At 61.3% G+C, this 24394-nt stretch carries 26 protein-coding genes; 4 read left to right on the top strand and 22 right to left on the bottom strand.

The window, feature by feature from the left end; all coding sequences use genetic code 11:
* Nucleotides 1-166 precede the first annotated feature (166 nt).
* The gene (hemE, locus tag AB4N91_RS24745) at nucleotides 167-1234 is read left to right on the top strand and encodes a uroporphyrinogen decarboxylase (protein ID WP_010464411.1); all 1068 of its coding nucleotides are present in this window, start codon (nucleotides 167-169) and stop codon (nucleotides 1232-1234) included.
* 173 nt (nucleotides 1235-1407) lie between these two features.
* Here hemE and AB4N91_RS24740 read toward each other — a convergent pair whose 3' ends face one another.
* The gene (locus tag AB4N91_RS24740) at nucleotides 1408-2682 is read right to left on the bottom strand and encodes an MFS transporter (RefSeq protein ID WP_083375225.1); all 1275 of its coding nucleotides are present in this window, start codon (nucleotides 2680-2682) and stop codon (nucleotides 1408-1410) included.
* A 118-nt stretch (nucleotides 2683-2800) separates the two neighbouring features.
* Here AB4N91_RS24740 and AB4N91_RS24735 point away from each other — a divergent pair, with 118 nt between their 5' ends.
* On the top strand, nucleotides 2801-3697 hold the full coding sequence (locus AB4N91_RS24735; RefSeq protein ID WP_010464406.1) for a LysR family transcriptional regulator: 897 nt from the start codon (nucleotides 2801-2803) through the stop codon (nucleotides 3695-3697).
* 86 nt (nucleotides 3698-3783) lie between these two features.
* A complete protein-coding gene (locus AB4N91_RS24730; protein ID WP_010464404.1) occupies nucleotides 3784-4167 on the top strand; it encodes a type II toxin-antitoxin system PemK/MazF family toxin in 384 nt (127 codons plus the stop codon).
* 216 nt (nucleotides 4168-4383) lie between these two features.
* Here AB4N91_RS24730 and AB4N91_RS24725 read toward each other — a convergent pair whose 3' ends face one another.
* The 20 genes from AB4N91_RS24725 to AB4N91_RS24630 are packed head-to-tail and all read right to left on the bottom strand — an operon-like array spanning nucleotide 4384 to nucleotide 22476.
* Nucleotides 4384-5205, bottom strand: a complete 822-nt coding sequence (locus AB4N91_RS24725; protein ID WP_288114486.1) for a hypothetical protein — start codon at nucleotides 5203-5205, stop codon at nucleotides 4384-4386.
* 27 nt (nucleotides 5206-5232) lie between these two features.
* Nucleotides 5233-6459, bottom strand: coding sequence for a beta-ketoacyl-ACP synthase (locus tag AB4N91_RS24720; protein ID WP_010464400.1), 1227 nt, complete (start codon nucleotides 6457-6459; stop codon nucleotides 5233-5235).
* The gene (gene fabG / locus AB4N91_RS24715; protein ID WP_010464399.1) at nucleotides 6459-7187 is read right to left on the bottom strand and encodes a 3-oxoacyl-ACP reductase FabG; all 729 of its coding nucleotides are present in this window, start codon (nucleotides 7185-7187) and stop codon (nucleotides 6459-6461) included. The genes AB4N91_RS24720 and fabG overlap by 1 nt, the downstream gene beginning before the upstream one ends.
* Nucleotides 7180-7644: a hotdog family protein gene (locus tag AB4N91_RS24710; protein ID WP_083375221.1), complete on the bottom strand. Its 465-nt coding sequence runs from the start codon at nucleotides 7642-7644 to the stop codon at nucleotides 7180-7182. The genes fabG and AB4N91_RS24710 overlap by 8 nt, the downstream gene beginning before the upstream one ends.
* The gene (locus AB4N91_RS24705) at nucleotides 7641-8837 is read right to left on the bottom strand and encodes a beta-ketoacyl-[acyl-carrier-protein] synthase family protein (RefSeq protein ID WP_460111852.1); all 1197 of its coding nucleotides are present in this window, start codon (nucleotides 8835-8837) and stop codon (nucleotides 7641-7643) included. Before AB4N91_RS24705 ends, AB4N91_RS24710 begins: the two co-directional genes overlap by 4 nt.
* On the bottom strand, nucleotides 8834-9316 hold the full coding sequence (locus tag AB4N91_RS24700) for a hypothetical protein (protein ID WP_172792067.1): 483 nt from the start codon (nucleotides 9314-9316) through the stop codon (nucleotides 8834-8836). Before AB4N91_RS24700 ends, AB4N91_RS24705 begins: the two co-directional genes overlap by 4 nt.
* On the bottom strand, nucleotides 9313-10560 hold the full coding sequence (locus AB4N91_RS24695) for an NAD(P)/FAD-dependent oxidoreductase (RefSeq protein WP_154911974.1): 1248 nt from the start codon (nucleotides 10558-10560) through the stop codon (nucleotides 9313-9315). The genes AB4N91_RS24700 and AB4N91_RS24695 overlap by 4 nt, the downstream gene beginning before the upstream one ends.
* Nucleotides 10547-11707, bottom strand: coding sequence for a cation:proton antiporter (locus AB4N91_RS24690; RefSeq protein ID WP_154502721.1), 1161 nt, complete (start codon nucleotides 11705-11707; stop codon nucleotides 10547-10549). The genes AB4N91_RS24695 and AB4N91_RS24690 overlap by 14 nt, the downstream gene beginning before the upstream one ends.
* Complete coding sequence (locus tag AB4N91_RS24685) at nucleotides 11704-14043, bottom strand: MMPL family transporter (RefSeq protein ID WP_460111851.1); 2340 nt, start codon at nucleotides 14041-14043, stop codon at nucleotides 11704-11706. The genes AB4N91_RS24690 and AB4N91_RS24685 overlap by 4 nt, the downstream gene beginning before the upstream one ends.
* Entirely contained in the window at nucleotides 14027-14629 is a 603-nt protein-coding gene (locus AB4N91_RS24680) for an outer membrane lipoprotein carrier protein LolA (RefSeq protein ID WP_460111850.1), read from the bottom strand. Before AB4N91_RS24680 ends, AB4N91_RS24685 begins: the two co-directional genes overlap by 17 nt.
* A complete protein-coding gene (locus AB4N91_RS24675) occupies nucleotides 14626-15051 on the bottom strand; it encodes an acyl-CoA thioesterase (RefSeq protein WP_010464383.1) in 426 nt (141 codons plus the stop codon). The genes AB4N91_RS24680 and AB4N91_RS24675 overlap by 4 nt, the downstream gene beginning before the upstream one ends.
* Nucleotides 15044-16588, bottom strand: a complete 1545-nt coding sequence (locus AB4N91_RS24670; RefSeq protein ID WP_077747625.1) for an HAL/PAL/TAL family ammonia-lyase — start codon at nucleotides 16586-16588, stop codon at nucleotides 15044-15046. The genes AB4N91_RS24675 and AB4N91_RS24670 overlap by 8 nt, the downstream gene beginning before the upstream one ends.
* Complete coding sequence (locus AB4N91_RS24665) at nucleotides 16569-17516, bottom strand: LpxL/LpxP family acyltransferase (RefSeq protein ID WP_010464379.1); 948 nt, start codon at nucleotides 17514-17516, stop codon at nucleotides 16569-16571. The genes AB4N91_RS24670 and AB4N91_RS24665 overlap by 20 nt, the downstream gene beginning before the upstream one ends.
* Nucleotides 17513-18247, bottom strand: coding sequence for a glycosyltransferase family 2 protein (locus tag AB4N91_RS24660; RefSeq protein ID WP_077747627.1), 735 nt, complete (start codon nucleotides 18245-18247; stop codon nucleotides 17513-17515). The genes AB4N91_RS24665 and AB4N91_RS24660 overlap by 4 nt, the downstream gene beginning before the upstream one ends.
* Entirely contained in the window at nucleotides 18240-19922 is a 1683-nt protein-coding gene (locus AB4N91_RS24655) for an AMP-binding protein (RefSeq protein WP_460111849.1), read from the bottom strand. Before AB4N91_RS24655 ends, AB4N91_RS24660 begins: the two co-directional genes overlap by 8 nt.
* Nucleotides 19919-20464 (bottom strand): COG4648 family protein, encoded by a 546-nt coding sequence (locus AB4N91_RS24650; RefSeq protein ID WP_077747629.1) that lies wholly within the window; start codon nucleotides 20462-20464, stop codon nucleotides 19919-19921. Before AB4N91_RS24650 ends, AB4N91_RS24655 begins: the two co-directional genes overlap by 4 nt.
* On the bottom strand, nucleotides 20461-20715 hold the full coding sequence (locus AB4N91_RS24645; protein ID WP_007992314.1) for an acyl carrier protein: 255 nt from the start codon (nucleotides 20713-20715) through the stop codon (nucleotides 20461-20463). Before AB4N91_RS24645 ends, AB4N91_RS24650 begins: the two co-directional genes overlap by 4 nt.
* Nucleotides 20716-20724: 9 nt before the next feature.
* Nucleotides 20725-20985, bottom strand: coding sequence for a phosphopantetheine-binding protein (locus AB4N91_RS24640; protein WP_008149626.1), 261 nt, complete (start codon nucleotides 20983-20985; stop codon nucleotides 20725-20727).
* On the bottom strand, nucleotides 20966-21775 hold the full coding sequence (locus AB4N91_RS24635; RefSeq protein ID WP_010464361.1) for a lysophospholipid acyltransferase family protein: 810 nt from the start codon (nucleotides 21773-21775) through the stop codon (nucleotides 20966-20968). The genes AB4N91_RS24640 and AB4N91_RS24635 overlap by 20 nt, the downstream gene beginning before the upstream one ends.
* On the bottom strand, nucleotides 21751-22476 hold the full coding sequence (locus AB4N91_RS24630) for a beta-ketoacyl synthase chain length factor (RefSeq protein ID WP_077747631.1): 726 nt from the start codon (nucleotides 22474-22476) through the stop codon (nucleotides 21751-21753). Before AB4N91_RS24630 ends, AB4N91_RS24635 begins: the two co-directional genes overlap by 25 nt.
* 356 nt (nucleotides 22477-22832) lie before the next feature.
* Between AB4N91_RS24630 and AB4N91_RS24625 the strand changes: the two genes are divergently transcribed.
* Entirely contained in the window at nucleotides 22833-23603 is a 771-nt protein-coding gene (locus AB4N91_RS24625) for a ParA family protein (protein ID WP_010464357.1), read from the top strand.
* 126 nt (nucleotides 23604-23729) lie between these two features.
* Here the strand turns inward: AB4N91_RS24625 and trxC are convergent, their stop codons facing one another.
* Nucleotides 23730-24164 carry a thioredoxin TrxC gene (gene trxC / locus AB4N91_RS24620; protein WP_010464355.1) on the bottom strand — a complete coding sequence of 145 codons (435 nt, stop codon included), beginning with the start codon at nucleotides 24162-24164 and terminating at the stop codon, nucleotides 23730-23732.
* Nucleotides 24165-24394 lie beyond the last annotated feature (230 nt).

Raw genomic sequence — 24394 nt, 5'->3', positions numbered from 1 at the left:
GAAGCCCTCTTCGCGAGCAGGCTCGCTCCCACATTGGTTTCAGCGTGTTGCTAAATAGCGTATTTCCCCGCGACATATTGACCCGATAGACAAAAGGCTGACCTGCAACCGTGCCTTTTGCGTCGAGCTCTGAGAAAATGCCCGCACTTTTTTTCCGGATGCCGACATGACTGCCCTGAAGAACGACCGTTTCCTTCGCGCCCTGCTCAAGCAACCCGTAGACGTCACGCCGGTATGGATGATGCGTCAGGCCGGTCGCTACCTGCCGGAATACCGCGCCAGCCGTGCCAAGGCCGGTGACTTCATGAGCCTGTGCATGAACCCGGAGTTCGCTTGCGAAGTCACGATGCAGCCACTCGACCGCTATCCGCAACTGGACGCGGCGATCCTGTTCTCCGACATCCTCACCATCCCGGACGCCATGGGCCAAGGCCTGTACTTCGAAACCGGCGAAGGTCCACGCTTCAAGAAAGTCGTCAGCACGATGGCCGATATCGAAGCCCTACCGATTCCTGATCCGCACAAAGACCTTGGCTACGTCATGGACGCGGTCAGCACCATCCGCCGCGAACTCAACGGCCGCGTGCCGCTGATCGGCTTCTCCGGCAGCCCGTGGACCCTGGCCACTTACATGGTCGAAGGCGGTTCGTCGAAAGACTTCCGCAAGACCAAGGCCATGCTCTACGACAACCCGCAAGCCATGCACCTGCTGCTGGACAAGCTCGCGCAGTCGGTCACCAGCTACCTCAATGGCCAGATCATGGCCGGCGCGCAAGCGGTGCAGATTTTCGACACCTGGGGCGGTAACCTCTCGGCGGCGGCGTACCAGGAGTTCTCCCTGGCCTACATGCGCAAAATCGTCAGCGGCCTGATCCGCGAACACGAAGGCCGCAAAGTACCGGTCATCCTGTTCACCAAGAACGGCGGCCTGTGGCTGGAAAGCATCGCCGACGCTGGCGCTGATGCGTTGGGCCTGGACTGGACCTGCGACATTGGCGAAGCCCGCCGACGCGTCGGCAACAAAGTCGCCCTGCAAGGCAACATGGACCCGACTGTGCTGTACGCCAAGCCAGAAGCCATCCGCACCGAAGTCGGTCGGATTCTCGCCAGCTACGGCAAAGGCAGTGGTCATGTGTTCAACCTCGGCCATGGCATCACACCGGAAGTCGATCCGGAACATGCGGGTGCGTTCATGCGCGCGGTACATGAGCTGTCGGCGCAATATCACGAGTGATCGTCGTCCAATAAAAAACGCCCGGCTTATGCCGGGCGTTTTTGTATAGAGATCTCAGGTCACACTCGGCCCCTGTGGGAGCGAGCCTGCTCGCGAAGAGGCCGGCACATCCAACAGTGATGTCTGTTGAAAGACCGCTTTCGCGAGCAGGCTCGCTCTCACAGGGATGTGCATCACGCCTTCAGATTTTCCAACGGCGGTAACTTCGCCAGCTTCAACGCCACCAGCAGCGCAATCACCAGCAACGCACCAATGAACAACCCGATCCCGTTCCACCCGCCCAAGTGCCAGAACACCCCGCCCGCTGTCCCTGCAATACTCGACCCGGCGTAATAGCTGAACAGGTACAGCGACGAGGCCTGCCCCTTGGCTTTCACCGCTCGCCGTCCTATCCAACTGCTGGCCACGGAATGCGCGCCAAAGAAGCCGAAGGTGAAGATCAACATGCCGATAATCACCAACGGCAGCGGCGTGAACATGGTCAGCGCAAGGCCTGCGAGCATCAGCACAATCGTCGCCCACAGCACTTTGCGCCGGCCCAGTTGGTCGGCCAAGGAACCGATTTTCGCCGAGCTGTAGATGCCCGACAGGTACACCACCGACAGTAGACCGACGAAGACCTGGTCCATGTGGTACGGCTCGGCCAGCAAGCGATAGCCGATGTAGTTGAATAGGGTGACAAACGCACCCATCAGCACGAAAGCTTCAAGGAACAGCAGCGGCAGGCCAGCGTCGCGAAAGTGCATGGTGAAGCCATCGAGCAGACTGCGCGGGTGCAGCGAGCGGGGGCGGAAGTTGCGTGATTCGGGGAGAATTTTCCAGAACACCGTCGCCGCGATCAGCGCCAGCCCGCCAATCACCAGCATTGCCGTGTGCCAGCTGACGAAGTCGATCAACACGCCGGTGATCAAGCGGCCGCTCATCCCGCCAATCGCATTGCCGGCGATGTACAAACCCATCGCCAGCCCAATGTGCTGCGGGTGGATCTCTTCGCTCAGGTACGTCATGGCGACCGCCGCCAGGCCGCTCAACGACAAGCCGATCAACGCACGCATCACCAGCACGCCTTGCCAGCTCGGCATCATCGCGCTGGCCATGGTGCACAGTGCGGCGGCGAACAAGGCCGCGACCATCACCGGTTTGCGTCCGACACGGTCGGAGATCGGGCCGGTGATCAACAAGCCAATGGCGAGCATGCCGGTGGCCACCGAGAGGATCAGGCTGCTCTGCGCCGCATTGATCGAATACTCGTGGGACAGCAGCGGCATCATCGGCTGTACGCAGTAGAGCAGGGCGAAGGTCGCAAAGCCGCCGGAGAACAGCGCCAGTACCGTGCGCATGAACATTGGCGTGCCTTTCTCGATGTAGATCTCTTTCAATTCGGCGACAACATCGCCCACCGAGGTGGGCGGAACTTCGTGGGCAAGGGGGGCGACAGCAGTTTTCACTTCGGACCTCGGAGGGCGCAGCCGGTCAGGCAATGAAAAAAGCATATAGCTGCCTAATGATTCAATCCAATATATTGTTCGACCTGTTTGATAGGTTTTACGACCTAATGGAGTTTTCATGGAATTGCGTCACCTGCGCTACTTCATCGCCGTCGCCGAAGAATTGCACTTCGGCCGCGCCGCTCAGGTGCTGGGCATCTCGCAACCGCCCCTGAGCCAGCAGATTCAGGCGCTGGAACAGGAAGTCGGAGCACGGCTGTTCGAGAGAACCAATCGTCGGGTCGAACTCAGCGAGGCCGGTCGGCTGTTTCTGGAAGAAGCGCGACTGGTGCTGGCGCAGGTCGACAAAGCGGCCGACGTGGCACGGCGTGCGCAGTTGGGTGAGTTGGGCGAACTGAAAATTGGTTTCACTTCGTCGGCGCCGTTCAACTCGACCATTCCCCAGGCGATTTTCTCGTTCCGCCAGCGTTTCCCGGCGGTGCATTTGAATCTGCGGGAGATGAGCAGCACCCAAGTGGCCGACGCGCTGGTCGATGAGTCGATCGAAGTCGGCATCATGCGACCGCTTGGGCTGCCGGATTCCCTCAGCGTCGTGGAGTTGATGCGTGAGCCGCTGGTCGCGGTGCTCAGCTCCAAACATCCGCTAGTGAACGACAGCGAAGAGGGTTTGTTCCTCTCGGCATTGGCCCTCGAACCGTTCGTTTTCTTCCCACGCAGCTATGGCAGCGGCCTGTATGCACAGTTGCTCAGCCTGGCCCGCGATGCCGGTTTCAGCCCGCACTTCGCGCAAGAGGCAGGCGAGGCAATGACGATTATCGGGTTGGTGGCGGCGGGGCTGGGCGTGTCGGTGCTGCCGGCGTCTTATCAGCGGATGCGCATTGACGGCGTGGTGTACCGGCCGTTGCTTGATCCGGAAGCGGTGTCGGCGGTGTGGCTGGTGCAGCGCAAGGACCAGAAGTCGCCGATGGCCAAGGCGTTTGTGGATTTGTTGACGAGGAAGGTTGAGGGGGCTTGAGCGCAGGGACACTTAAAGTAACGGATCCTGTTTAGTGATTTGCGCGATTGTTGAGCAAAATCGATTTCTTTCGATGAGTGCCATGGATGCCACTTCTATATCAACCGAAGGAAGGCAGTGTGCTGATTTGTGATTTCAGGGGGTATGAAGTCCCCGAAATGATCAAAGTCAGACCTGTTGTCGTGATACGAAAACACAAAACCAACAGCTTACTGGTGACAGTTGTGCCGCTCAGTACTACCGCTCCGGATCGCATACTTGATCACCACCTGGAACTTCAAAGTCATCTACAGGGTGCCAGTCCTGTTTGCTGGGCGAAATGCGATATGGTTGCGACAGTAAGCCTCTCCAGGCTGGACCGGATCAAAAGTCGAGACCGACATGGAAAGCGTGTTTATGTTATTTCACACCTTGAAACAGATGAGTTTTACGCAATCAAAGTCGCGGTACGTAGTGCGCTTGGCCTGTGATGGCATCGGAAGTGGCGCAGTCAGGCGAATGGCCAGTCGTTGCCCTTGATCCTGTTTCGGGCAATACTCCCCCCGTTCCCGTAAGGGGCTTGTGAGACTCTGAGGATCCTGGGCAACCAGCCATCGCAGAGCCAGACAGGTACAGGGCGATGACAAGCCGACCTGTTTGTGAAGGGGCGCCGAAAGGCGCCCTTTGTCGTTCTCGAGGTGCTCGCCTCAGTCAACCCGCACCAGATCCCCGTGCAACGCCACCCCGGACACCACGGCCTTGAGCGCTTCCAGCCCAGGTATTTCCTCGTCGTCACTGCACTGGTATTTACCGGTGTCCTGGCTCAGGTCGCGCTTGTTGATGCCGGCGATGTTGATCACGGCGTTAGCACCAGCCTTCTTGGCCTTGCTTTGCAAAGTTGCCAAGGTCGATTGCAACGCCCAGTAGCAGGCGTCTTCAGCGGATTTGTCTTCGTTGTCGTCGGCTCTTCGGCTGCTGCTCACCGCCTTCAGCTTGTGCACCTGAGTTGGCAGTGCTTCTCCTGCCAGGTAGAACTTGACGCTGCCGTCCAGCAGACCAACTTCGGTGGCGCGTTTCACGCCTTCCTGAAAGTCCTGGTAGGTGGGTTCATAGGCGCCTTGCGAGGCGAAGACTTGATCAGCGTCCGGGTCGGTGGCCAGTTGCTTGACCACGTCGTCGCGCAGGTAATTGATCCAGCGGTTGTAGGTGCCGTGGATCCTGCCGTCCTTGTAGTCTAGGCCGCGGCTGTCGCGGTAGTCCATTTCGAACGAGGTGGAGGTATAGGGAATGTCGATTTCGGCGTGGTGCCGGTCGCGCACGGTGATTGCCGCTTTGATCATGCCGGGGCGCGCCGACTGCACGATCCATTGGCGCTCGATCAGTGCGGTGACGATGGCGCGGCTCATCCGATCGTCGCTCAGGCCCTTGTCGCCGGGAAAGTGTTCCTTGGCGGTGTACACCGGGCTGGTGCAGCCGCTCAGCGCAACAGCCAGGGTGAATACTGCGCCGATGCGCTGAAACAGAGTCATTCCCTTCACTCCAGACGTTTTTTCAGATCAGTGCCAGCGACGGAAAATGAGCGAAGTGTTGACGCCACCAAACGCAAAATTGTTGTTCATCACGTACTCATTACTCATCTGGCGGAACTCGCCGCGCAGGTAGTCGAGCTTGCCGCAGTGCGGATCGACCTCGTCGAGGTTGAACGTGTGCACGTACAGGTCGCGGTTCATCATTTCGATGCTGAACCAGGATTCCAGCGCACCGCAGGCGCCCAAGGTGTGCCCGAGGAAGCTCTTCTGCGAACTGATCGGCATGTGCTCGCCGAACAACGCGCTGGTGGCCAGTGTTTCGGCAATGTCGCCCTGCTCTGTCGCTGTGCCGTGGCCGTTTACGTAGCCGATGTCTGACGGTTGCAGCCCGGCGTCTTCCAGCGCCAGTTCCATGGCCCGGCGCATGGTGACTTGCTCTGGGCGGGTGGTGTGCTGGCCGTCGGCGTTGCTGCCGAAACCGACGAGTTCGGCATGGATGTGCGCGCCGCGTGCCAACGCATGTTCAAGCTCTTCGAGCACCAGCATGCCGCCGCCCTCACCGATCACCAGGCCATCGCGGTCTTTGTCATACGGACGTGGGCTGGTTTGCGGGGCGTCGTTTTTCAGGCTGGTGGCGTAGAGCGCGTCGAAGACCATGGCTTCGGTGGGGCACAGTTCTTCGGCGCCGCCGGCGAGCATCAGCGGCAGGCGCCCGAATTTGATCGACTCGTAGGCGTAGCCGATGCCCTGGCTGCCGCTGGTGCAGGCGCTGGACGTCGGGATCAGCCGGCCGGTGAGGCCGAAGAAGATGCTGATGTTCGCCGCAGTGGTGTGCGGCATCATCCGCACGTAGGAGTTGGCATTAAGGCCCTCTGCCACCGAGTTGAGCAGCATATTGCCGAACGCCTTGATCTCGTCGGTGCTGCCGGTGGAGGAGCCGCAGGCGACGCCCATGCGCCCATCCTTGATGATCGGGTTACCCAACAGTCCGGCATCGGCCAGCGCCTGCTCCGACGCGCCGACCGCCAGGCGCGAGACCCGGCCCATGCTGCGCAGCTGCTTGCGGGTCCAGTGGCTCGGAACCTTGAAGTCGTCGATAGGCCCGGCCAGGCGCGTGTTGAGTTCGGTGAACCGATCCCACTCGTCCATCCGGCGTATGCCGCTGCGGTTGGCCGCGAAGTTGCCAGCGATGGTCTCCCAGTCGCTGCCCAGTGAAGTGATGCCGGCCATGCCGGTGACGACGACGCGCTTCATCAGCACAGGCCTCCGTTGACGGCCAGAACCTGCCGGGTGATGTACGACGCTTCCGCCGACATCAGGAAATTCACCGCGCCGGCCACCTCTTGCGGAGTGCCCATGCGTTGTGCGGGGATCATTTTCATCAGTTCTTCCACCGGCACGTTTTCGTCGAGCATGGCCGTGTCGATCAGGCCGGGTGCGACACAGTTGACGGTGATTTTGCGCTTGCCCAGTTCGATCGCCAACGCTTTCGCCGCGCCGATCAAACCGGCCTTGGAGGCGCTGTAGTTGACCTGGCCACGGTTACCGATCAACCCGGAAACCGAGGTGATGCAGACAATCCGCCCGGCCGCGCGACGCCGAATCATCGGCATCATCACCGGGTGCAGCACGTTGTAGAAACCGTCGAGGTTGGTGCGCATCACCACATCCCAATCATCCTCGCTCAGCGCCGGAAAAGCACCGTCACGCGTCAGGCCGGCGTTCAGCACTACGCCGTAATAGGCGCCATGAGCTTCCACGTCGGCTTCGAGGATGGCCTTGCAGCTGGCGCGATCTGAGACGTCGAACTGCAAAACTCGAGCATTGCGTCCCAGCGCCTGGATTTCGCCCTGGACGGCGATGGCGTCGGCCAGGCCGCTGCGGCAATGCAGCACGATGTCGTGCCCGGCCTGGGCCAGACGCAACGCAATGGCACGGCCGATGCCACGGCTGGAACCGGTGACCAATACGGATTCAGTCATGGCTGGCTCCTTGGGATTCATGAAGGTATTGAGCGGCCTGAGGCGGGCGGAACACGTTCAGGCGGGCGGTGGCGTGAATGCCGGGGGCGTTGATGTGGCATTCGAACACGCCCATGCCGTTGTCGTCTTCCAGCGAGCGCAGTCCATGGATGGTCAGTTCGGTGCCCGCGGGGAAGTGCTCCACGTTGCATTCGAATTTCCGGGTGCCGAGCAGAAAACCCAGCACCACCGCATCACCGCGCTGGCGCGCATGGCAACCGGCGTAGGCGGCAACACTCTGGGCCATCAGTTCGATACCGACCCACGCCGGCAGGCTGCCGTCGGGACGATTGAACAGGCCCCCGGGCTTGACGGTGAGGCGGGTGTGAATCTGCTCGTCATCGAACGCCAGGATCTGCTCGATGAGGATCATGTCGCCAGCGTGCGGCAGCAGCTCGGCGAGCGGCCAGTCAATCATGGGGCATCTCCGATAATCAGGCTGACGTTGTTGCCACCGAAGGCAAAGGAATTGCTCATCAGGTAGCGAGGTGCAATGGACGTCAGGCGATGGTCCGGGGTCACCCACTGCAAGGCCGGCAAGTCGGGGTCGGGCTGACCGTCCCACACGTGGGGCGGCAGGAGGTTTTCCCGATTGTTCGTGCTCAGGCTCAACCAGCAGAACGCCGCTTCCAGGGCGCCGGCCGCGCCGAGCGTATGTCCGGTCATCGGCTTGGTGGAGGAGCAGGGCACGCCGTGCGGAAACAGGGCCGAGACCGCCAGGCTTTCCATCGCGTCGTTGTGTTGGGTCGCGGTGCCGTGCAGGTTCAGGTAGCCGATTTGCTCGGGCTGCACCTGCGCGCGGTTCAGGGCTTTGCTCATCGCTTGCAGGGCGCCCCGGCCGGTCGGCTCCGGCGCCGAGATATGGTGCGCATCGGAACTGGCGCCGCTGCCGAGCAGGGCAATCGGTTGGCTCGCGCCGGCTTTTTTGCTCATCAGAAACAGCACGGCGGCTTCGCCGATATTGATGCCGTTGCGGTTGGCCGAAAACGGGTTGCAGCGCTGCTCGGACACCGCTTCCAGGGCCGAAAAGCCGTTGAGGGTCAGTTTGCACAAACTGTCGACGCCGCCGCACAGTACGGCATCGCACACACCCAGATCGAGCAGCCGCTGGGCACTCATCAGCGCCCGGGCGCTGGAGGTGCAAGCCGTCGAGATCACATAGGCCGGGCCGCTCAATTGCAACCAGTCGGCTAGGAAGTTGGCCGGCGCGCCGAGTTCCTGCTGCTGATAATCGTAGTCAGCAGGGAATTCATGTTCGCGAATGTAATGGGCCAGGCCACGGCTGGCTTCATCGATGCCGGAAGTGCTGGTGCCGAGGATCACGCCGATTCGATCGCGGCCGTAAGTCTGGATCACTTGATCAATGTCATCGCGAATTTGCAGCGCGGCTTCCAGCAGCAGTTGGTTGTTGCGGCTGCTTTGCTCGGCCAGTTCCGGCGGGATCGGCGCCAGCTCACCACGCACCGCCGCCACCGGCAACGACCGCTCCGGCACCCAGCCGGATTCGCTGCGCATGCCGGAGCAATCGCCAGCAAACAGGTTGCGGGCGACTTCCTGTTTGTCGCGACCCAGGGCGCAGATCACCCCGAGAGCATTCAGGTAAGCGGTCATGGCGTCTCCCCGCTCAAGGGCGTTACCAGGTACTTCGGACCTTTAGGCAGGATCAACTCAAATCTCAGTGGTGGCGAGTAACGCACGTCCCAGCGAGTGGGCAGGGAACGTTGGGAGCCGTGTTGCCAGGCTTCGGGGTAGTTGGCCTGCAATTCGTCTTGCGGGGTCAACGCGAACAGTAACGCTGCGAACAATTCCCGGGCTTCCGGATTCGGCGGCAGCAGGCCGTCAGCTTGCCACTGGCCATCGATCAGTTTCTGGCGTGCCTGCGGAATGCCCAACAAATCCATCATCGACCAGCGAATGCCCGGGCCTTCGCGCGCAATTACTAACACCCAGTCCTGACGCTGATCAGCCAGCAAGCGCTGAATGTGCAGTTGCTGCGGCAGCGGCAGGTTTTCGGTTTGCCCGGGCAGCGGCGCCTGGCTGGCGCAAGCGCTCAGCAGCAGGAGGCAACCCAGAAGCAGGTAACGGATCATGTGGCATCTCTAGCGCAAAGTTCCGACAGCACGCGCAGCCGACGTTTGGGTTCGCTGACGAACGGATTGCGCTCGTCCCAGGCATAACCGGCGAGGATTGCACTGATCATACGGCGGATATCCGCTGAGCTGCCTGGATGATAAATCACATCCTGGAAAGTCCCGGCGTACCAGCCTTCGACGTAGCAGCGGAACGTGTCGACGCCGCGCTTGAGCGGTGCGGCGAACTCGGTCTGCCAGTCGACGCTTTCACCTTGCAGCTGGCGATGCAACACGCCGGCGGCCATGCTGGCCGAGCGCATGGCGATGGTCACGCCGGAGGAGAACACCGGATCGAGGAATTCTGCCGCGTTGCCGAGCAACGCAAAGCCCGGACCGTGCAAGGTTTTGACGTTGGCCGAGTAGCCGCCGATGGTGCGGGCTGGCGTGTCCCAGACCGCGTTTTCCAGGACACAGGCCAGGCTTGGAGTTTCAGCGATGAAGCCGCGCAGGCACTCGTCCAGGTTGTCCATGCGGCCTTCGAAGTGCTCGGCGGCAGCGACCACGCCCACCGAGCAGCGACCGTTGCTGAACGGAATGGTCCAGAACCAGATGTCGCGATGGGTCGGATGGGTGGTGATAAGGATTTTTTCCCGTTCGAAGGTCGGGCTGTCGATATGGTCTTCGATGTGGGTGAACACCGCCTGGCGCACCGGGAAATTCGACGGTGCTTCAAGGTCCAGCAAGCGTGGCAACACGCGGCCGTAGCCGCTGGCATCCATTACAAAATCAGCTTCGACGCGGTACTGGCTGCCATCCTCACGAAGCACATCGAGCTGCGGCTTGGGCAGGTCGAAATCGGCACTGACGATGGCTTCGCCATAACGAACGTCGACGCCTTGCAGCGCGGCCTGATCGGCCAGCAGTTTGTCGAAATCGGCGCGCTGGACCTGGAAGGTGGTCGGCTTGCCGTTGCTGAACGTGTCGCCGAAATCAAAGGCGCTGTAGTGCTCGCCCCAGGCGAACGCGGCGCCGTTTTTCATCTGGAACCCGGCGGCGTTCACGGCGTCGAGCATGCCGGCTTCTTCGACGAAATCCAGGCAGTGCGACAACAGGCTTTCACCGATGGAAAACCGTGGAAAATGCTGGCGTTCAATCATCAGCACGTCGTGGCCTTTGCGCTTGAGCAGCGCGGCGGCAATGGCGCCCGAAGGACCCGCGCCAATGACAACAACCTGGCGACGTTCCATTTCAACTGTTGGCACGGGGGCTCCTTGCCGGGGCGGCGATATTCAAAGGGGATTGGTGCATGCCGGCAAGTGCCGGCAGCAGTGTGGCGATCAGGCCCATCACCATCAGCGCGAAGTACAACGCCGGGCTGATGAGCTGTTGTTGCAGCAGCAGGTTGAGAAAGACGATCTCGCTCAAACCGCGAATATTGAGCAGCAGGCTTTCGCGCCAGCGACTGGCGCCTTCAAATGAAGCGCCGGCCCAGCCGAGACCGAGCCAGTTACCCAGCAGTTTGCTGGCAATCGGCAACAGCAGCAGCGCCGCCAACTGCACCCAGCCGAGACTGGCCATGGCGGCGTGGACATTGATCTGCACGATACCGAAGGTGAGGATCAGCGGGATGGCGATCCAGGTTTGCAAACGGTTCATCCAGATCGCCGGCAACGGCAACACCAGCGGCATTTTCAGCGCGGCCATGCACAGCAGATAACCGATGCCGAAAATCAGAGCATTGAGCTTGAAGTGTTCGGCGACCACCAGCAGCGCAAAAAAGCAGCCGCTGTGCAGTAGCGGTTGGCGCAAACCCAGCAAATGCAGAAGCACCGGAAGGCAGGCGCCGACCAGCGGCAGCAGCAGACTGCTCAGGTGCAGACTGCCTTGGGCGAAGCCGAACAGGGTCCAGCATGCCAGGTCGATGAGGATCGCGGTTTGCACCAGCCGCCGGGTTGCGGCGGGCGGGTAATTGATGTGTCGCAGGTAGAGGTACAACACCGGGATCGCGGTGATGGCGAACACCAGGCCCACTGCCAATGAACTGATCCACGGCTGTGCGGGTAACAACCAGACCGCAGTCGCCAGACCGCAGACAAATGGAATGCAAAAACTCGGCAGGGCGATTTTCAGGCTCTGGCGATCGAGTCGCAGGTCGATCACATCGCTGAGGATGTTTCCCAGCAACAAGGCAAAACCGAGGCTGTAGAGGTTTTTCAGCCATACCGGCGAGATCAGCTCGGCGCCGCTGAGTTGCCAGCCCGGCTCGATCCAGAAGTACATCAGCAGCGGTAGACCGAAGGTCGCCAGCAGCAACTGACTGACGATCGGGATCAGGCCGAAGTGACGACCCACACGGGTGGCCACGGCGAACATCGTCAGGGCCATCAGCCAAAACAGGGCGATCATCATGCGGCTGGCTCCACGACGGCGGCGGCATGCACTTGGCGTCCGGCCCAGGGCGCAAGGATGAAACTGAACGCCAGCCCGAGGCTCACGGACAGGCCGAAGTTGCTCACCGCCGGTGTGCTGGACACGGCCAGCAAACCGAATGACAGCCATGTGGTCACCGCTGCCAGCAAGGTGCCCAGCAGGCTCACGGCGGCGCCGCCGACCTGTTCGCGCATGAGGATTGCGTAATCGACGCTGATCGCCGTCACCAGTAACAGGCCGAACAGGCTGAACAGGGTCAGGGGTTGGCCCATCCAGCCGAGGCTGGCCAGGCTGCACAGCGCGGCCAGCAAGGGCAGTGAGACGATGCGCAACGCACCACCGAAGCCAAACGGCAGGATCAGCACCAGCACGATCAACACGCAGGAGGCGAGTTTCAGCTGCGCCGCGCTGATCTGTGTCGCGGCGAAAACGCTGTTCAGTTCACCGAGACGGTCGACCAGTTCGACCCCCGGCAAGTCCAGCGCCTGAATGCGCAACAGCGAAGGATTATTCAGGCCTTGCAGGCTGACCATCGCCGCCACGCCTTCATCGGTCGGCCCCAGCCATAGGGTGCGATAAGGTTCCGCCAGCGGACCGACCAGCGAGGCGTCGATGTCTTCGGCGGGCAGCGCCAGCAACGTTGCAAGCTCCGCTTGCAGCGCTTCTGCCGGCACGCCGAGGTCGAGCAAGGGTTGCCAGAACTGCGGCAACTTGCTCAACGCTTCGCGCACTTTGTGCTGCTCGCTCGGCTGGCTGACCAGTTGATTTAGAGACAGGTAACCCTGGAGTTTTTCCAGGTTGACCAACTGATCCAGGCGCTCGCTCAGTGCAGTCTGGCGTTCGAGCAGTTCCTGTTGATTGGCCGCGCGCACCAGGAAGAACTGGCTGGTCGGCTGATAGCCGGTGATGCGCGCAATGGCCTGGGCTTCGTCGGTCAATTGCTGCGGTGCGCCGATCCACTGGCGGATATCGTTTTTGCTTTCCAGTTGCAACAGGCCGCCGACGCAGAAGGCAATCAGCAGTGCGAATAACACGGGCGTACTGACGTGTTTGAGCAGCGCTTCGCGCAGGTTCAGCAAACACTCGCAGATACGCAGCGGCCAATGCGCCGGACGCAGGTTCACGCCCTTGAGCAACGCTGGCAGCAGGCACACGGCCGACAAGTAGGCGCCGAGCAGGCCGGCGGCGGAGAACACGGCAATCTGGGTCAGGGCCGGGAAAGGCGTCCAGGCCAGGGCCAGGTAGCCGATGCAACTGGTGATCAGGCTCAGCGTCAGGCCCGGCAGGGTCAGGCGTAACGCCGGCCAGCTGTTCCAGGGTTTCAGGCTCCAGCTTTTCGACAGGTAATGCAGCGGGTAATCGACGGCCACGCCGATCAGGCTCGAGCCCAGCACCAGCGTCATCACATGCATGTGTCCGAACAGCGCCACACACGCCACCGCACCAAACAGCATGCCCACCAGCACTGGAACGAAAGCGAGCAAGACACGCCAGCGCCGGAAGGCCAGCAACAGCAGCAACAAAATGCCCACGGTGGCACCGCCGCCGACCCATGTCATTTCGCGGGTGGCTTGTTGCTGACCGTTGGCCGCGTACAGCAGACCGCTGGCAGCGAGCAGTTGCACGTCGGCCTGGGCGGCTTCTTTTCGGCTGCGTTCAAGCAGGTCAGCCACTTGCAGCGGCAGGCTCATGTCGAAGGCATTGCCGGTGGTTTTTGCCCGCAGCAACACCCAGCTCTTGCCGTCGGCATCGGCGACCAGCGCTCCGCTGCCGATGTCCAGTTGCACGGCTCCGTGTTGTGGTTGGCTGTTCTGGATGCGCCCGGTCAGGCCCAGCCAGTCATCCTGGCTCGGCACCAGGCTGAAACCGGTGAACGGGTCGAACAGCGCCTGCACCCGCTGCTGGATAAAGGCGTCGGGGTGTTCGATCAACTGCTGCCGATCCATCGCCGAAAGCATCGACAGCCGGCCTTGCAGCAATTGCGTGCGCAGCGCCGGCAAGTCGGCTTGCAGGTTCCACTGAACCTTCTCGAACAAACCGCTGGCCTGCCACTGCTCGCCGAGTTTCTGCGCCATGGCAATGGCTCGCGGGCGATCTTTATGGCCTGCCAGCACCAGCATTTCCCGGTTCAACGGTTCTTGTATGCGTTGTTCGGCGCGCAGTTCCAGCGCGTCCGGCGCCGTGCCCGGCACCAGTTCCATCAGGTTGGCCGACAGCGGTGCACCGTCGCGCCATTGCCAACCGGCGAGCGCAAGCACCGCCAACAGCAGGATCAGAAACAGCCACGGAAGTCTGCGTTCACTCGGCAAAGTCATGTTGCTCCGCGTCGCTCAACGGTTGGGTGCTGGTGCTGTCCTGCATGCGCAAAAGGGTGCTGTCGCCCTGGGTTTCCAGCAGCTCGATGCTGTGCACCAATTCGCTGCCGGTGATGTTGATCTGATTGAACACCTGCTTGAGCAGCATTGAGCGCGGGATCAGCGTCAGTTTCCAGTTCTGTGCGTCGCCGCTCAAAGACAATTCGAAGTCCCGTTGCAGACCGGTGCTGTCACCTTGCAACACGGCGAGGAACAAGCGGTTCTGCTCGGCGCCGGCGCTCTTGCCCGGGAGCATTTGCCAGCCGCTGGCTTCGCGGCGGGCGATGCCTTTGTTGGTGATGCGGTAATCCTGTTGCAGCGGGGTTTTCAACAACCAGAGCAATCCGTGGTTTTTAGCGAGGATAAAAGTGCCCTTGCTGGTCAGCGGCTGGGGCAATGCGCGCAGGTGTTTTTCCTGGATGAAATGGCCGTGGATCACATCAGGCTTGGCCAGTTGATCGCTCAACTGCTGCAAATCGAAGGCATGAGCCATCGATGACAGCCCGAGCAACGCCAACGCACCGAGGTATTTGAAAAACGGGGTCATGCGAGCATCCTTTCTACGGCATCTGTGAAGATCTTCGGTGAGGCCAGCTGCATCTCGCGGCTGCTCATGTCGACAGCGACCTGTACGGAACTGGCGCGGGTCAAACGCTCACCGGTTTTCACATCGCTGATCAGGTAATTGATCTTCAGACGGTTCTCCCACTCCACCAGATTGGCCCGCACGTTCAGCTTTTGACCGAACACGGCGCCGCGCACATAGCGCAATTGCAGGTCGATCACCGGCCAGGCATAACCCGACTCGACCATGGCGGTGTAGTTGTGACCGATCTTGTCCAGCAGCGCACAACGGGCGACTTCCAGGTATTTGACGTAATGGCCGTGCCAGACCACGTTCATGGTGTCGACGTCAAAGAACGGCACGAGGATTTCCGTATCGGTGTGAAGCACTCCCTTGCTACGCATGCAGCCTCCAGTGTTGCTCGGCGATACGTTTCAGGCACAGGCGCAATTCGCCTTCCAGCGCGCGATCTTCGATGACCGGCGGGAAGTCTTTGGCCAGCTCTTCGTGCATGGCCGCCAGGGCTGGCGGTAACGGGCGCGCGTCCTCGGCTTTGCTGCGCAGCCAAACACCCTGGTTGGCGGCGAGCAAGGTGGCGGCGGCGACCTGTTCGGTCAGCTCCAGCACACGGATCGCATCGCGGGCGGCAATGGTGCCCATGCTCACCTTGTCCTGGTTGTGGCACTCGGTGGAGCGCGAGAAGACGCTGGCCGGCATGGTGTTTTTCAGCGCTTCGGCGGTCCAGGCGCTGGTGCCGATCTGCACCGCCTTGAAGCCGTGATTGAGCATCGCGCGGTCAGCCGTGGCGCCGGAAAGGTTGCTTGGCAAGCCATGGTTGTAACGCTCGTCCACCAGCAGGGCGAGTTGCCGGTCCAGCAGATCGGCCACGTTGGCCACCAGGTTTTTCAGGCTGTCCATGGCGAACGCAATATGCCCGCCGTAGAAGTGCCCGCCGTGCAGCACGCGTTCGGCTTCGGCGTCGATGATCGGGTTGTCGTTGGCGCTGTTGAGTTCGATCTCGATGAACGAACGCAGCCAGTTCAGGCTGTCGGCCAGGACGCCGAGGACATGCGGCGCGCAGCGCAGTGAATAGCGGTCTTGCAGGCGGTGCAGCGGTGCGGTCGGCGCATCGATTGCCAGATCCTTGCGCAACCACGCGGCGACTTGCATCTGCCCCGGATGCGGTTTGGCGGCGAACAGGCGCTCGTCGAAGTGCTCGGGATTGCCTTGCAGCGCGACCACGTTCAGCGCGGTGATACGGGTCGCCAGTTGCAGCAGGTAATCGGCGCGGGCGTAGGCCAGGCAGGCGAGGCCGGTCATCACGGCGGTGCCGTTCATCAGCGCCAACGCTTCTTTCGGGCGCAGCACCAGCGGTGTCCAGCCCAGTTCGCGATGGACGTCGGCGGCTTGTCGGCGCTCGCCCCGGAACATTACTTCGCGCTCGCCGGACAAGGTTGCGGCGACGTACGACAGCGGCGTCAGATCACCGCTGGCGCCCACCGACCCTTCTTCCGGGATCAGCGGCAGGATGTCGTGTTCGAGGAAGGCCTGGAGACGCTCCAGCAGTTCCACGCGCACCCCGGACACGCCGTGGCACAACGACTGCAAACGCGCCGCCAATACAGCCCGAGTGGCCTGGGCGTCGAGCAGTTTGCCCAGTCCGCAGCCGTGGAAGGTGTACAGATGACGGGGCAATGCCTCGACGTGATGCAGCGGCACCGCGACCACGCACGAGTCGCCGTAACCGGTGGTCACGCCATAGATCACGCCTTCCTTGTCCAGCAGGGAATCGAGAAATCGCGCGCCCTTGGCGATGCGCTCACGGTACGCAGGGTCGCTTTGCAACTGCGTCGGCACCTGACGGTTGGCCGCGGCCAGCACGTCTTCGATGCGCAAAGGGAGTTCGCCGAAGGTTACCGGCTCAAGCGTTGGCGTCGTCATCGGTCTTCCAGAAAGGGTAAAAGTTGAACCATTGTTGGGGCGCTTCAAGGCAATAGTGACCCAGGCGTTCGGCGTAGCGGGAAGCCCACTGATGAATGACCTGTTCGCGGTCGCTGCGTTTCCACACCACGGCCTCGGCAAACGGTTCGAGGGTCACGCGATATTGGCCCGTCGGTTTCTTCAGGCACATCAGCAAATTGATCGGGCATTTCAGCAAGCCGGCCAGCAGCCACGGCCCCTGGGGCAATGCAGCCTGATGACCGAGGAAGTCCACGGTCACGCTGCGCCCGCCATGCAGCGGCACGCGGTCGCCGGCAATCGCCAGCCACTCGCCACGCTCCAGTCGTTCATGCAGTTGCAGCATGATCACCGGGTCCAGTTCACTGACCTGAATCAGCCGCAGATTGGTCGCGCCGGCCTCGCCCAGCAATCGGTTGAACTGCTCGGCGTGCTTGGTGTGCACCAGCACATTCATGGTGACCTTCTCGCCGATCTCCGCGAGTGCGCGGCAGACTTCGAGATTGCCCAGGTGCGCGCCCACCAGCATCTGCCCGCGAGTGCCACGCAGCTGACTGCGCAGCAGCGCCGGGTCGACGATTTCGATGTGATCGATGCTCAACTTGCCGTTCCATACGTCGAGTTTGTCGAGCATCGAATCGGCGAAGGCCATGAACTGGCTGAACACTCGCCAGTGGGTCGGTCGCAATTGCGGGCGTGCGCTCCAGTCCGCGAGGCGTTGCTGGTATTGCCAGGCACTGCGGCGGGCACTGCGACCGAACAGGAAAAAGTACAGGACGATGCCGTACAGCAACGGACTCAGCAGCCGTCGGCCCAGCACTTTGGCGCAGAGCGCGGTGAATTTCATCAGCCAGAAGCTGCCGCGCTCCTGGCGGTCGGCCCAGTGCTGTTTGTCTGCGTTACTGCTCATGCTCGCCACCGTCGCCAGAGGATCACCGGGGCCCGCAGCAACATGCCGAAGAACAGCCGGGTGTGCATGCTCGAAATCAGCACATTGTCGTGGAACATACGGAAATGCGAGACACCGTCCAGCGGGTAATGGACCTTGGTCGGCAGCCACTGCATCGGCTGATTGCGCCAGGCCAGGCGCACGAGGATGTCCGAGTCGAAATCCATGCGCTTGCCGATCTTCGCCGAGTCGATCACTGCCAGGGTCGGCGGCAACGGGTAGACGCGGAAACCGCACATGGAATCGCGGATCTGCAAGGAAAGCGTGTTGATCCAGACCATGACGTGGGTCAGGTAGCGGGCGTACAGACGGCCCTTCGGCACGCTGGCGTCGTATTGCGGATAGCCGCAGATCACCGCGTCGGGATGAGCGCGCGATTGTGCGATGAAGGTCGTGACATCCTGCAGGTCGTGCTGGCCGTCGGCGTCCACCTGCAAGGCATGGCTGAAACCCAGGCGCGAGGCTTCGCGCAGGCCGGTCATGACCGCGCCGCCCTTGCCTTGATTGGCGGCGAGGCGGATCAGGTTGACCATTTCACGCTGGGCCAGTTGGTCGAGCACCCTGGCGCAGGATGGATCGCTGGCATCGTCCACCAGAATGCACGGCAGGCCACTGGAGATCAGCGCGTCGACCACCGTGGTGATCGCGGTTTCGTGGTTGTAGACCGGGATGATTGCGCAAGGGTTATACATCACCTGCAACCTCCAGCAGAATCCGCCCACTGGAGCAGGTTGCGGTTTCATTGCGGTAGGCGAAATACAATTTGCCGCGTTCCGGATCGAAGCGCAGGTGCAGTTGGACTTCATCACCGGGGCGCACCAGTTGCTGGAACTTCAGCACTTCCATGCCAGCGAATTTAGCCGGCAGGTCCATCAATTGCTGGCCGAGGCTCAGCGCCCAATCCACCTGCACCACACCGGGCAATACCGGCGTTTGCGGGAAGTGTCCGCTGAAGTAGGCAAGGTCCGGCGGAACGGCCAGTTGCAGGCTCCATTCGCCATCGACTTCGACCTGTTCCAACACTTCCGGCGCTTTCGGGCGGGGGGCCAACAGCAAGGCTTCGACTTCGGCTTGAGGCAGTTTGCCTTGAGCGTTCAGGGGCAATTGCCGCAGTAACCGCCAGCGTCTTGGCAGGGCCAGGGCTTCGCAGTGCTGGCTCAAGTGCTGACGCAATTCTTGCGTGACGGTGCGTCGGCCCTGATTGCGCAAGGCATGCAGGCCGGCGTCGGTCAGCACCAGCAGCGCGCCTAGCGAGGCGCGGTTTTCCCGGACCACGCCGAGGCGTGCTTCTGCGACCCAGTCATGCTCCATCAACGCCTTTTCCAGCATCGGCAGCGAGATACGTTTTTCTTCCAGTTTGACGATCCGGTCCAGTCGTCCGAGCAGTTCGAATCGGCCGTCGGCAGCGATTCTGGCGGCATCAGCGGTGTGTTCAATATGGCCGACGGGCAAGTAGGGAGAGGCGATCAGCAGCGCGCCCTCGCTGTCCTGACTCAGTTCGACTTCAGCAAACGGCTGCCAGAGATCGTGACCTTGACGCCAGGCGATGCCACCGGTTTCCGAGCTGCCAAGGATTTCCGTCGGCCATTGCTGCAAGCGTTCGTAGAGGCTTTGCGCAGCCTCGGCCGGTAGCGCTCCACCCGAGGAAAACACCCTGCGAACCGCGCTCAAGGCCGGCCAGTCGAGGTTGTCGCCCATGCGCTTGAGCAGCGCCGGGCTGGCGACCCAGGCAAACGCCGTGTGTTCGCGACTGGCTCGCTGCAAGTCTTCCGGGAAGGCCAGTTGCCTGCGCACAAACGAGCGCCCGGCACACAGCGGCCACAGCACCCGAAACAGCAGGCCGTAGATGTGTTGGGCGGCGACGCTCCCGATGATGCACGCCTGGCCCAGATCGGCACCCCAGAGCTGCTCCAGCGCCTGCACTTCATTGGCTATCTGGCGCTGGGTCTTGTCGATGCGCTTGGGTTCGCCGCTGGAACCGGACGTGCACAGGCTCAGGCGACAGGCGTCCAGATCCAGTGCGGCGTGGGGCAGGGGCGGTTGCCGATAGTCGGTGAGGTGCGCGTCATCGGCCAGGTCGGTCAGCCACAGATCGACTTCGCTCGACCAGCGTTGGCGAGTCTGCGGTTGCAGGTCGGCAGGCAGCAGCACACTAACCCCGGCACGCCAGGCGCCGAGCAGGGCAATCGCCAGGTCAGCAGCATCTTCAAGGTGCACGGCGATGCGCTGCACGCCTTGGGATTGCAGGCCGGCTGCCAGGCTTAGCGCCTGTTCGCACAGCTGTGCGTGATTCAACGCCGGTTCTGCCGTAACGGCACGCTCCGGCTGTGCCTTGAGCAACAGCTGCTCAAGTGATATCCAATTCATGGGTGGCCTCGTACCCGTTGTCGTATGAGCCATTCAATGGCAAACAGCAGGCCCATCAATCCATAGGAAATCAGGCCGGTGTACAACATCCACCAACTCAGCGGCGCCCACAGGGTCAAGGCGGCGGCAAGCAAACCGTTACAGAGGAAAAACACACACCAGACGACGGTCACCTGGCGGGTGTAAACAATCGCCTTGGGCGGCAAGTGCGGCTCACGCAGGCGCGCCAGGCGCTCAACCATCGGCGGCCCGATTTTCAGGCTCAGGCCAAACAGCCCCAGCATGAAAGCGCTGATCAGCACCGGGTACCAACGCAGCAACAACGGGCTGTCGAACAGCGCCAGCAACAGGCAAAAGCCGATCGCAGTGAGCGCCATCCACAGGCTGCCGGGGCGACGGGCACCCAGCAGCGCCCGCGCCAGCCACAGGCTGCCCAGCAGCAGACCGAACTGCCACGGAGCAAAGTGTTCCATGCCGAAATACACCGCAAAGGGGTACAACAGGCCCGCCAGCAGCAGGCCAAGGCCGATCAGTCGACTCATGCGGCCGGTTGAACCAGACGGTAGACCGCCTCGACCACGTCACTGACGGTGCGCACCGATTTGAATTCTTCGGCGGCGATTTTCTTGCCGGTCTGACGCTTGATGTGATCAATCAGGTCGACGGCGTCGATGCTGTCGATTTCCAGATCCTGATACAGGTTGGATTCGAGGCTCACGCGCTCAGGGTCCAGCTCGAAGAGTTCTACCAAGGCATCGCGCAGGGTGTTGAAAATGTCATCACGAGTTTGCATGGTCCGGTCTCAAGCTGCCTGTTTTGCGGTGACGAACGCCGCAAGGCTCGCCACGTTGCTGAAGTGATTGCGGGTGTCCTTGGCGTCGGCGTCGATTTTGATGCCGTACTTTTTCTGGATGGCCAGGCCGAGTTCCAGGGCGTCTACCGAATCCAGGCCCAGGCCTTCGCCGAACAGCGTCTGGTCATCGCCGATGTCTTGTGCGCTGATGTCTTCAAGGCCCAGGGCGTCGATGATCAGTTCTTTGATTTCACGGTGTAGATCGCTCATCTTCGGCGAGCTCCTTAATAAAGTAAGAGTGCAAATAATCGTTGAGCTTGCGCGAAGCCTGAGGTGCAGGGCCACATGAAGCAAAGGCTTGTGGGTCTATATCGGCCCCGACACGGAAACTGAAGTGCACGCGACGTTTCGGGATGCGATACCAGGGTTCGGCCTTGGTCAATGTGGTCGGACTGACCTTAATAATCACCGGGGTCAGGATTCTCGCACCGCGCAGGGCGATTGCCGCGCCCCCCCGATGAAAGGCTGGCGGTTCGCCCGGCTGGGTGCGCGTGCCTTCGGGAAAGATGATCAGCGTCTGACCGCTTTTCAGTGCGTCAGCCGCGGCGTCGAGCATGTCCATGCTGCCGTCGTTGCTGATGTAGTCGGTACGGCGTAGCGGGCCGCGGGTGAACGGATTCTCCCAGAGGCTGTTTTTGACCACGCAGTTGGCGTGACGCACCAGGCCGATCAGAAATACCACGTCGATCAGCGACGGGTGATTGGCCATGATCATCTGTCCCGGGCGACCGAGTTTTTCCGCGCCCTGGATGTCGTAAGTCAGTACCCCGGTACGGGCCATGAACCGGACGAAAAACCAAAAGCAGCGACTGACGGTTTGCCGTGCCCGTAACCGATGGGTCTGCGCATCGCCGGGCAGGCAGCCCAGCAACGGGAACACCACCAGCCGCAGGCACAGCCCGCCCAACCCGAACAGGGTGAAGCTTGCGGCAGTGGCCAGCAGACGCCAGTAATAGGCGTCGCGGTTTTTTTCGCTTACAGGTTGCGTTGCCAGGTCCATACACGATTTTTCCAGGCATGTTGGCAGGTAGTCTGCTGGCCGAGCAGGGTACGCAAGAGATTCAGGGCATGGGGCCAGTGGGCGTTGGACAACGTATCTGAAGTGCTGTTCAGGGACAGCTGCCAGTCGGTACCCGGTGTCAGCAACAGGCCAACTGCATAGGGGAATGGCACGTCGTCGATCCAGGCCGAGTAGGCTTCGGGCGGTATTTCTTCAGTGACGATCAGCAGCACGGCAGGCGCGCCTTCGGAAAGTAGCGCCGCGGCCTCTAGCATGCCGTTTTCAAGGCCGTCACCCGCGGCGGCAAGGGCGGTCATCTCGCTGGTTTCACCGCGCATGATCGACCACAGGCCAATGACCGCGTTGTGCACCGACAAGCTGAATTGAGTTGGCGACAAGGGTTGCCCGGCTGCCAGATCACTCAGGATCTCGAAGGTACGGGGTGTTTCGCCATGACGGGAAATAAAGACCAGCGGTAGGTCTTGGCGACCATCGGCCAGGGGCCAGCCGACGCTGAACGCCATCCGCGCCAGGCGACTGAGCCGTCGCCGCTGCATGGCGGGCAGAAAAGACACGTCGGGGGCGGCATCGCTGCTCTGAAGCACGACCGGTTGTCGGCTCCAGGCCTGCCAATCGTCCACGCTTTCGAGCCCAGGGGCCCACGCGCGCCATTGGGCGATGTTGAAATTGATCACAGCCATTCATCCCGCCCCTGCGGGCTTTCTTGACACGGCGAATCGCAAAAAAAGCGAACGGCCATACGTGGCGCTTAGCGCCGAGTGGCGCGCATTATCCCGTTGCGACGGGCGTGTAGCAAATGATGGTTACATTTTGCTCAGTGAAACGTACTGGTTGGTCCGTGAAAAAGCTGTCGTTTGGCCATTATCCACATCGGGGTGAGCATGTCTGTCAGCTCTGTCGGTAATCAGTGGCGGGGTTGGCGGCTTTTTTTATAAGAGATTGTCGCTGACTGTGTAGTCCCCATGCCGGCGAGGTAGCTAAGCAGTGTCGTGGACTACTACACTCGGTCATTCTTTGATACACGGAGGTTTTTGACATGCGGCGCGTGGTGTTCAATCAGAAAGGTGGCGTGGGCAAATCCAGCATTGCCTGCAATCTGGCGGCGGTCAGTGCCAGCGAGGGTTATCGCACCCTGTTGGTGGATCTCGATGCCCAAGCCAACTCCACTCAGTACCTGACGGGCCTTACCGGGGATGACATCCCGATGGGCATCGCCGACTTCTTCAAGCAGACCCTGTCCTCTGGACCGTTCTCGAAGAAAAACAAGGTCGACATCTACGAAACGCCGTTCGAAAACCTCCATGTCATTACCGCGACCGCCGAGTTGGCTGACCTGCAGCCCAAACTTGAGGCCAAACACAAGATCAACAAGCTGCGCAAATTGCTTGAGGAACTGGGGGAAGATTACGACCGCATCTACCTTGATACCCCGCCTGCGCTGAACTTCTATGCGGTATCGGCATTGATCGCCGCTGACCGGGTGCTGATCCCCTTCGATTGCGACAGCTTCTCGCGCCAGGCGCTGTACGGTCTGCTGGCGGAAATCGAAGAGTTGAAGGACGACCACAACGAAGGCCTGGAGGTTGAAGGCATCGTGGTCAATCAGTTCCAGGCCCGTGCCAGCCTGCCGCAGCAAATTCTCGACGAGCTGATCGCCGAAGGATTGCCGGTGCTGCCGGTGTACCTGACCAGCTCGGTGCGCATGCGCGAATCCCACCAAGCCAATACGCCGCTGATCCACCTCGACCCACGGCACAAGTTGACGCAGCAATTCGTCGAGCTGCACAACCTGCTCGAAAACGCCTGACAGTCCCCTGTAGGAGCGAGGCTTGCCCGCGAAGAGGGCATAACATTCAACACTACAGTTGACTGCCAGATCGTCTTCGCGGGCAAGCCTCGCTCCTACAGTTGCGGGGTGATGACGAGATCTCGTTCAGATCCCCTGGCTACGCAACCAGCTCATCAACTGCGGTAACGGAAACGCCCCGCTCTGACGCGCCACTTCCCGGCCGTTCTTGAACAGAATCAGACTCGGAATCGAGCGAATCCCCAACTGCGCCGACAATTGCTGATTCGCCTCGCTGTCCAGCTTGGCCAGCCGACACTTACCCGCCAATTGCCCCGCCGCCTGCTCGAACACCGGCGCAAACGACTTGCACGGCCCACACCACTGCGCCCACACGTCCACCAGCAGCGGCAGATCACCCTTGATCTGACTGGCGTAATCGCCTTGCTTCAATTCGAACGGCTTGCTCAGCAGGACCTGGGCCTTGCAGCGGCCGCACTTTGGATGGTCGTTGAGGCGTTCGGCGGGGATGCGGTTGAGGCCGTTGCAGTGGGGGCAGGGGATGAGGAGTGGGTCGGTCATGGTCGGAGCTCTGAATGTTTGGGCTGTCTAAAACTGATTTGGAGTCGCACGCTACGTTTATCAAGACAACACAACCGGGCAGGCACGGTGATGCTCACATATTCGGGAGAAACAAACGGTGTCGCGGTTTGTAATCAGGTACGTAGTTTTGATATTGAGCAGCGTGCGCGCGACGGCTCAGCCAGGTTCATTGCGCGACTTGATGACGTTACGATGGCAGACATCGTTGC

This window comes from Pseudomonas sp. H3_D04 (genome assembly GCF_054669175.1).
Note: the sequence above shows the minus strand (reverse complement) of the source record. Positions and strands in the feature narration are given on the sequence as shown.

Bases quoted from the DNA above. Each gene is read 5' to 3' on its own strand.
- fabG (WP_010464399.1), bottom strand. From the start codon at position 7,187: ATGACTGAATCCGTATTGGTCACCGGTTCCAGCCGTGGCATCGGCCGT.
- AB4N91_RS24650 (WP_077747629.1), bottom strand. From the start codon at position 20,464: ATGAGTCGACTGATCGGCCTTGGCCTGCTGCTGGCGGGCCTGTTGTAC.
- AB4N91_RS24710 (WP_083375221.1), bottom strand. From the start codon at position 7,644: ATGATTGACTGGCCGCTCGCCGAGCTGCTGCCGCACGCTGGCGACATG.
- AB4N91_RS24670 (WP_077747625.1), bottom strand. From the start codon at position 16,588: ATGACGACGCCAACGCTTGAGCCGGTAACCTTCGGCGAACTCCCTTTG.
- AB4N91_RS24730 (WP_010464404.1), top strand. From the start codon at position 3,784: ATGCCACTTCTATATCAACCGAAGGAAGGCAGTGTGCTGATTTGTGAT.
- AB4N91_RS24735 (WP_010464406.1), top strand. From the start codon at position 2,801: ATGGAATTGCGTCACCTGCGCTACTTCATCGCCGTCGCCGAAGAATTG.
- hemE (WP_010464411.1), top strand. From the start codon at position 167: ATGACTGCCCTGAAGAACGACCGTTTCCTTCGCGCCCTGCTCAAGCAA.
- AB4N91_RS24720 (WP_010464400.1), bottom strand. From the start codon at position 6,459: ATGAAGCGCGTCGTCGTCACCGGCATGGCCGGCATCACTTCACTGGGC.
- AB4N91_RS24725 (WP_288114486.1), bottom strand. From the start codon at position 5,205: ATGACTCTGTTTCAGCGCATCGGCGCAGTATTCACCCTGGCTGTTGCG.
- AB4N91_RS24705 (WP_460111852.1), bottom strand. From the start codon at position 8,837: ATGACCGCTTACCTGAATGCTCTCGGGGTGATCTGCGCCCTGGGTCGC.
- AB4N91_RS24685 (WP_460111851.1), bottom strand. From the start codon at position 14,043: ATGACTTTGCCGAGTGAACGCAGACTTCCGTGGCTGTTTCTGATCCTG.
- AB4N91_RS24635 (WP_010464361.1), bottom strand. From the start codon at position 21,775: ATGGACCTGGCAACGCAACCTGTAAGCGAAAAAAACCGCGACGCCTAT.
- AB4N91_RS24640 (WP_008149626.1), bottom strand. From the start codon at position 20,985: ATGAGCGATCTACACCGTGAAATCAAAGAACTGATCATCGACGCCCTG.
- AB4N91_RS24680 (WP_460111850.1), bottom strand. From the start codon at position 14,629: ATGACCCCGTTTTTCAAATACCTCGGTGCGTTGGCGTTGCTCGGGCTG.
- AB4N91_RS24625 (WP_010464357.1), top strand. From the start codon at position 22,833: ATGCGGCGCGTGGTGTTCAATCAGAAAGGTGGCGTGGGCAAATCCAGC.
- AB4N91_RS24665 (WP_010464379.1), bottom strand. From the start codon at position 17,516: ATGAGCAGTAACGCAGACAAACAGCACTGGGCCGACCGCCAGGAGCGC.
- AB4N91_RS24660 (WP_077747627.1), bottom strand. From the start codon at position 18,247: ATGTATAACCCTTGCGCAATCATCCCGGTCTACAACCACGAAACCGCG.
- AB4N91_RS24630 (WP_077747631.1), bottom strand. From the start codon at position 22,476: ATGGCTGTGATCAATTTCAACATCGCCCAATGGCGCGCGTGGGCCCCT.
- AB4N91_RS24675 (WP_010464383.1), bottom strand. From the start codon at position 15,051: ATGCGTAGCAAGGGAGTGCTTCACACCGATACGGAAATCCTCGTGCCG.
- AB4N91_RS24700 (WP_172792067.1), bottom strand. From the start codon at position 9,316: ATGATCCGTTACCTGCTTCTGGGTTGCCTCCTGCTGCTGAGCGCTTGC.
- AB4N91_RS24655 (WP_460111849.1), bottom strand. From the start codon at position 19,922: ATGAATTGGATATCACTTGAGCAGCTGTTGCTCAAGGCACAGCCGGAG.
- trxC (WP_010464355.1), bottom strand. From the start codon at position 24,164: ATGACCGACCCACTCCTCATCCCCTGCCCCCACTGCAACGGCCTCAAC.
- AB4N91_RS24645 (WP_007992314.1), bottom strand. From the start codon at position 20,715: ATGCAAACTCGTGATGACATTTTCAACACCCTGCGCGATGCCTTGGTA.
- AB4N91_RS24690 (WP_154502721.1), bottom strand. From the start codon at position 11,707: ATGATGATCGCCCTGTTTTGGCTGATGGCCCTGACGATGTTCGCCGTG.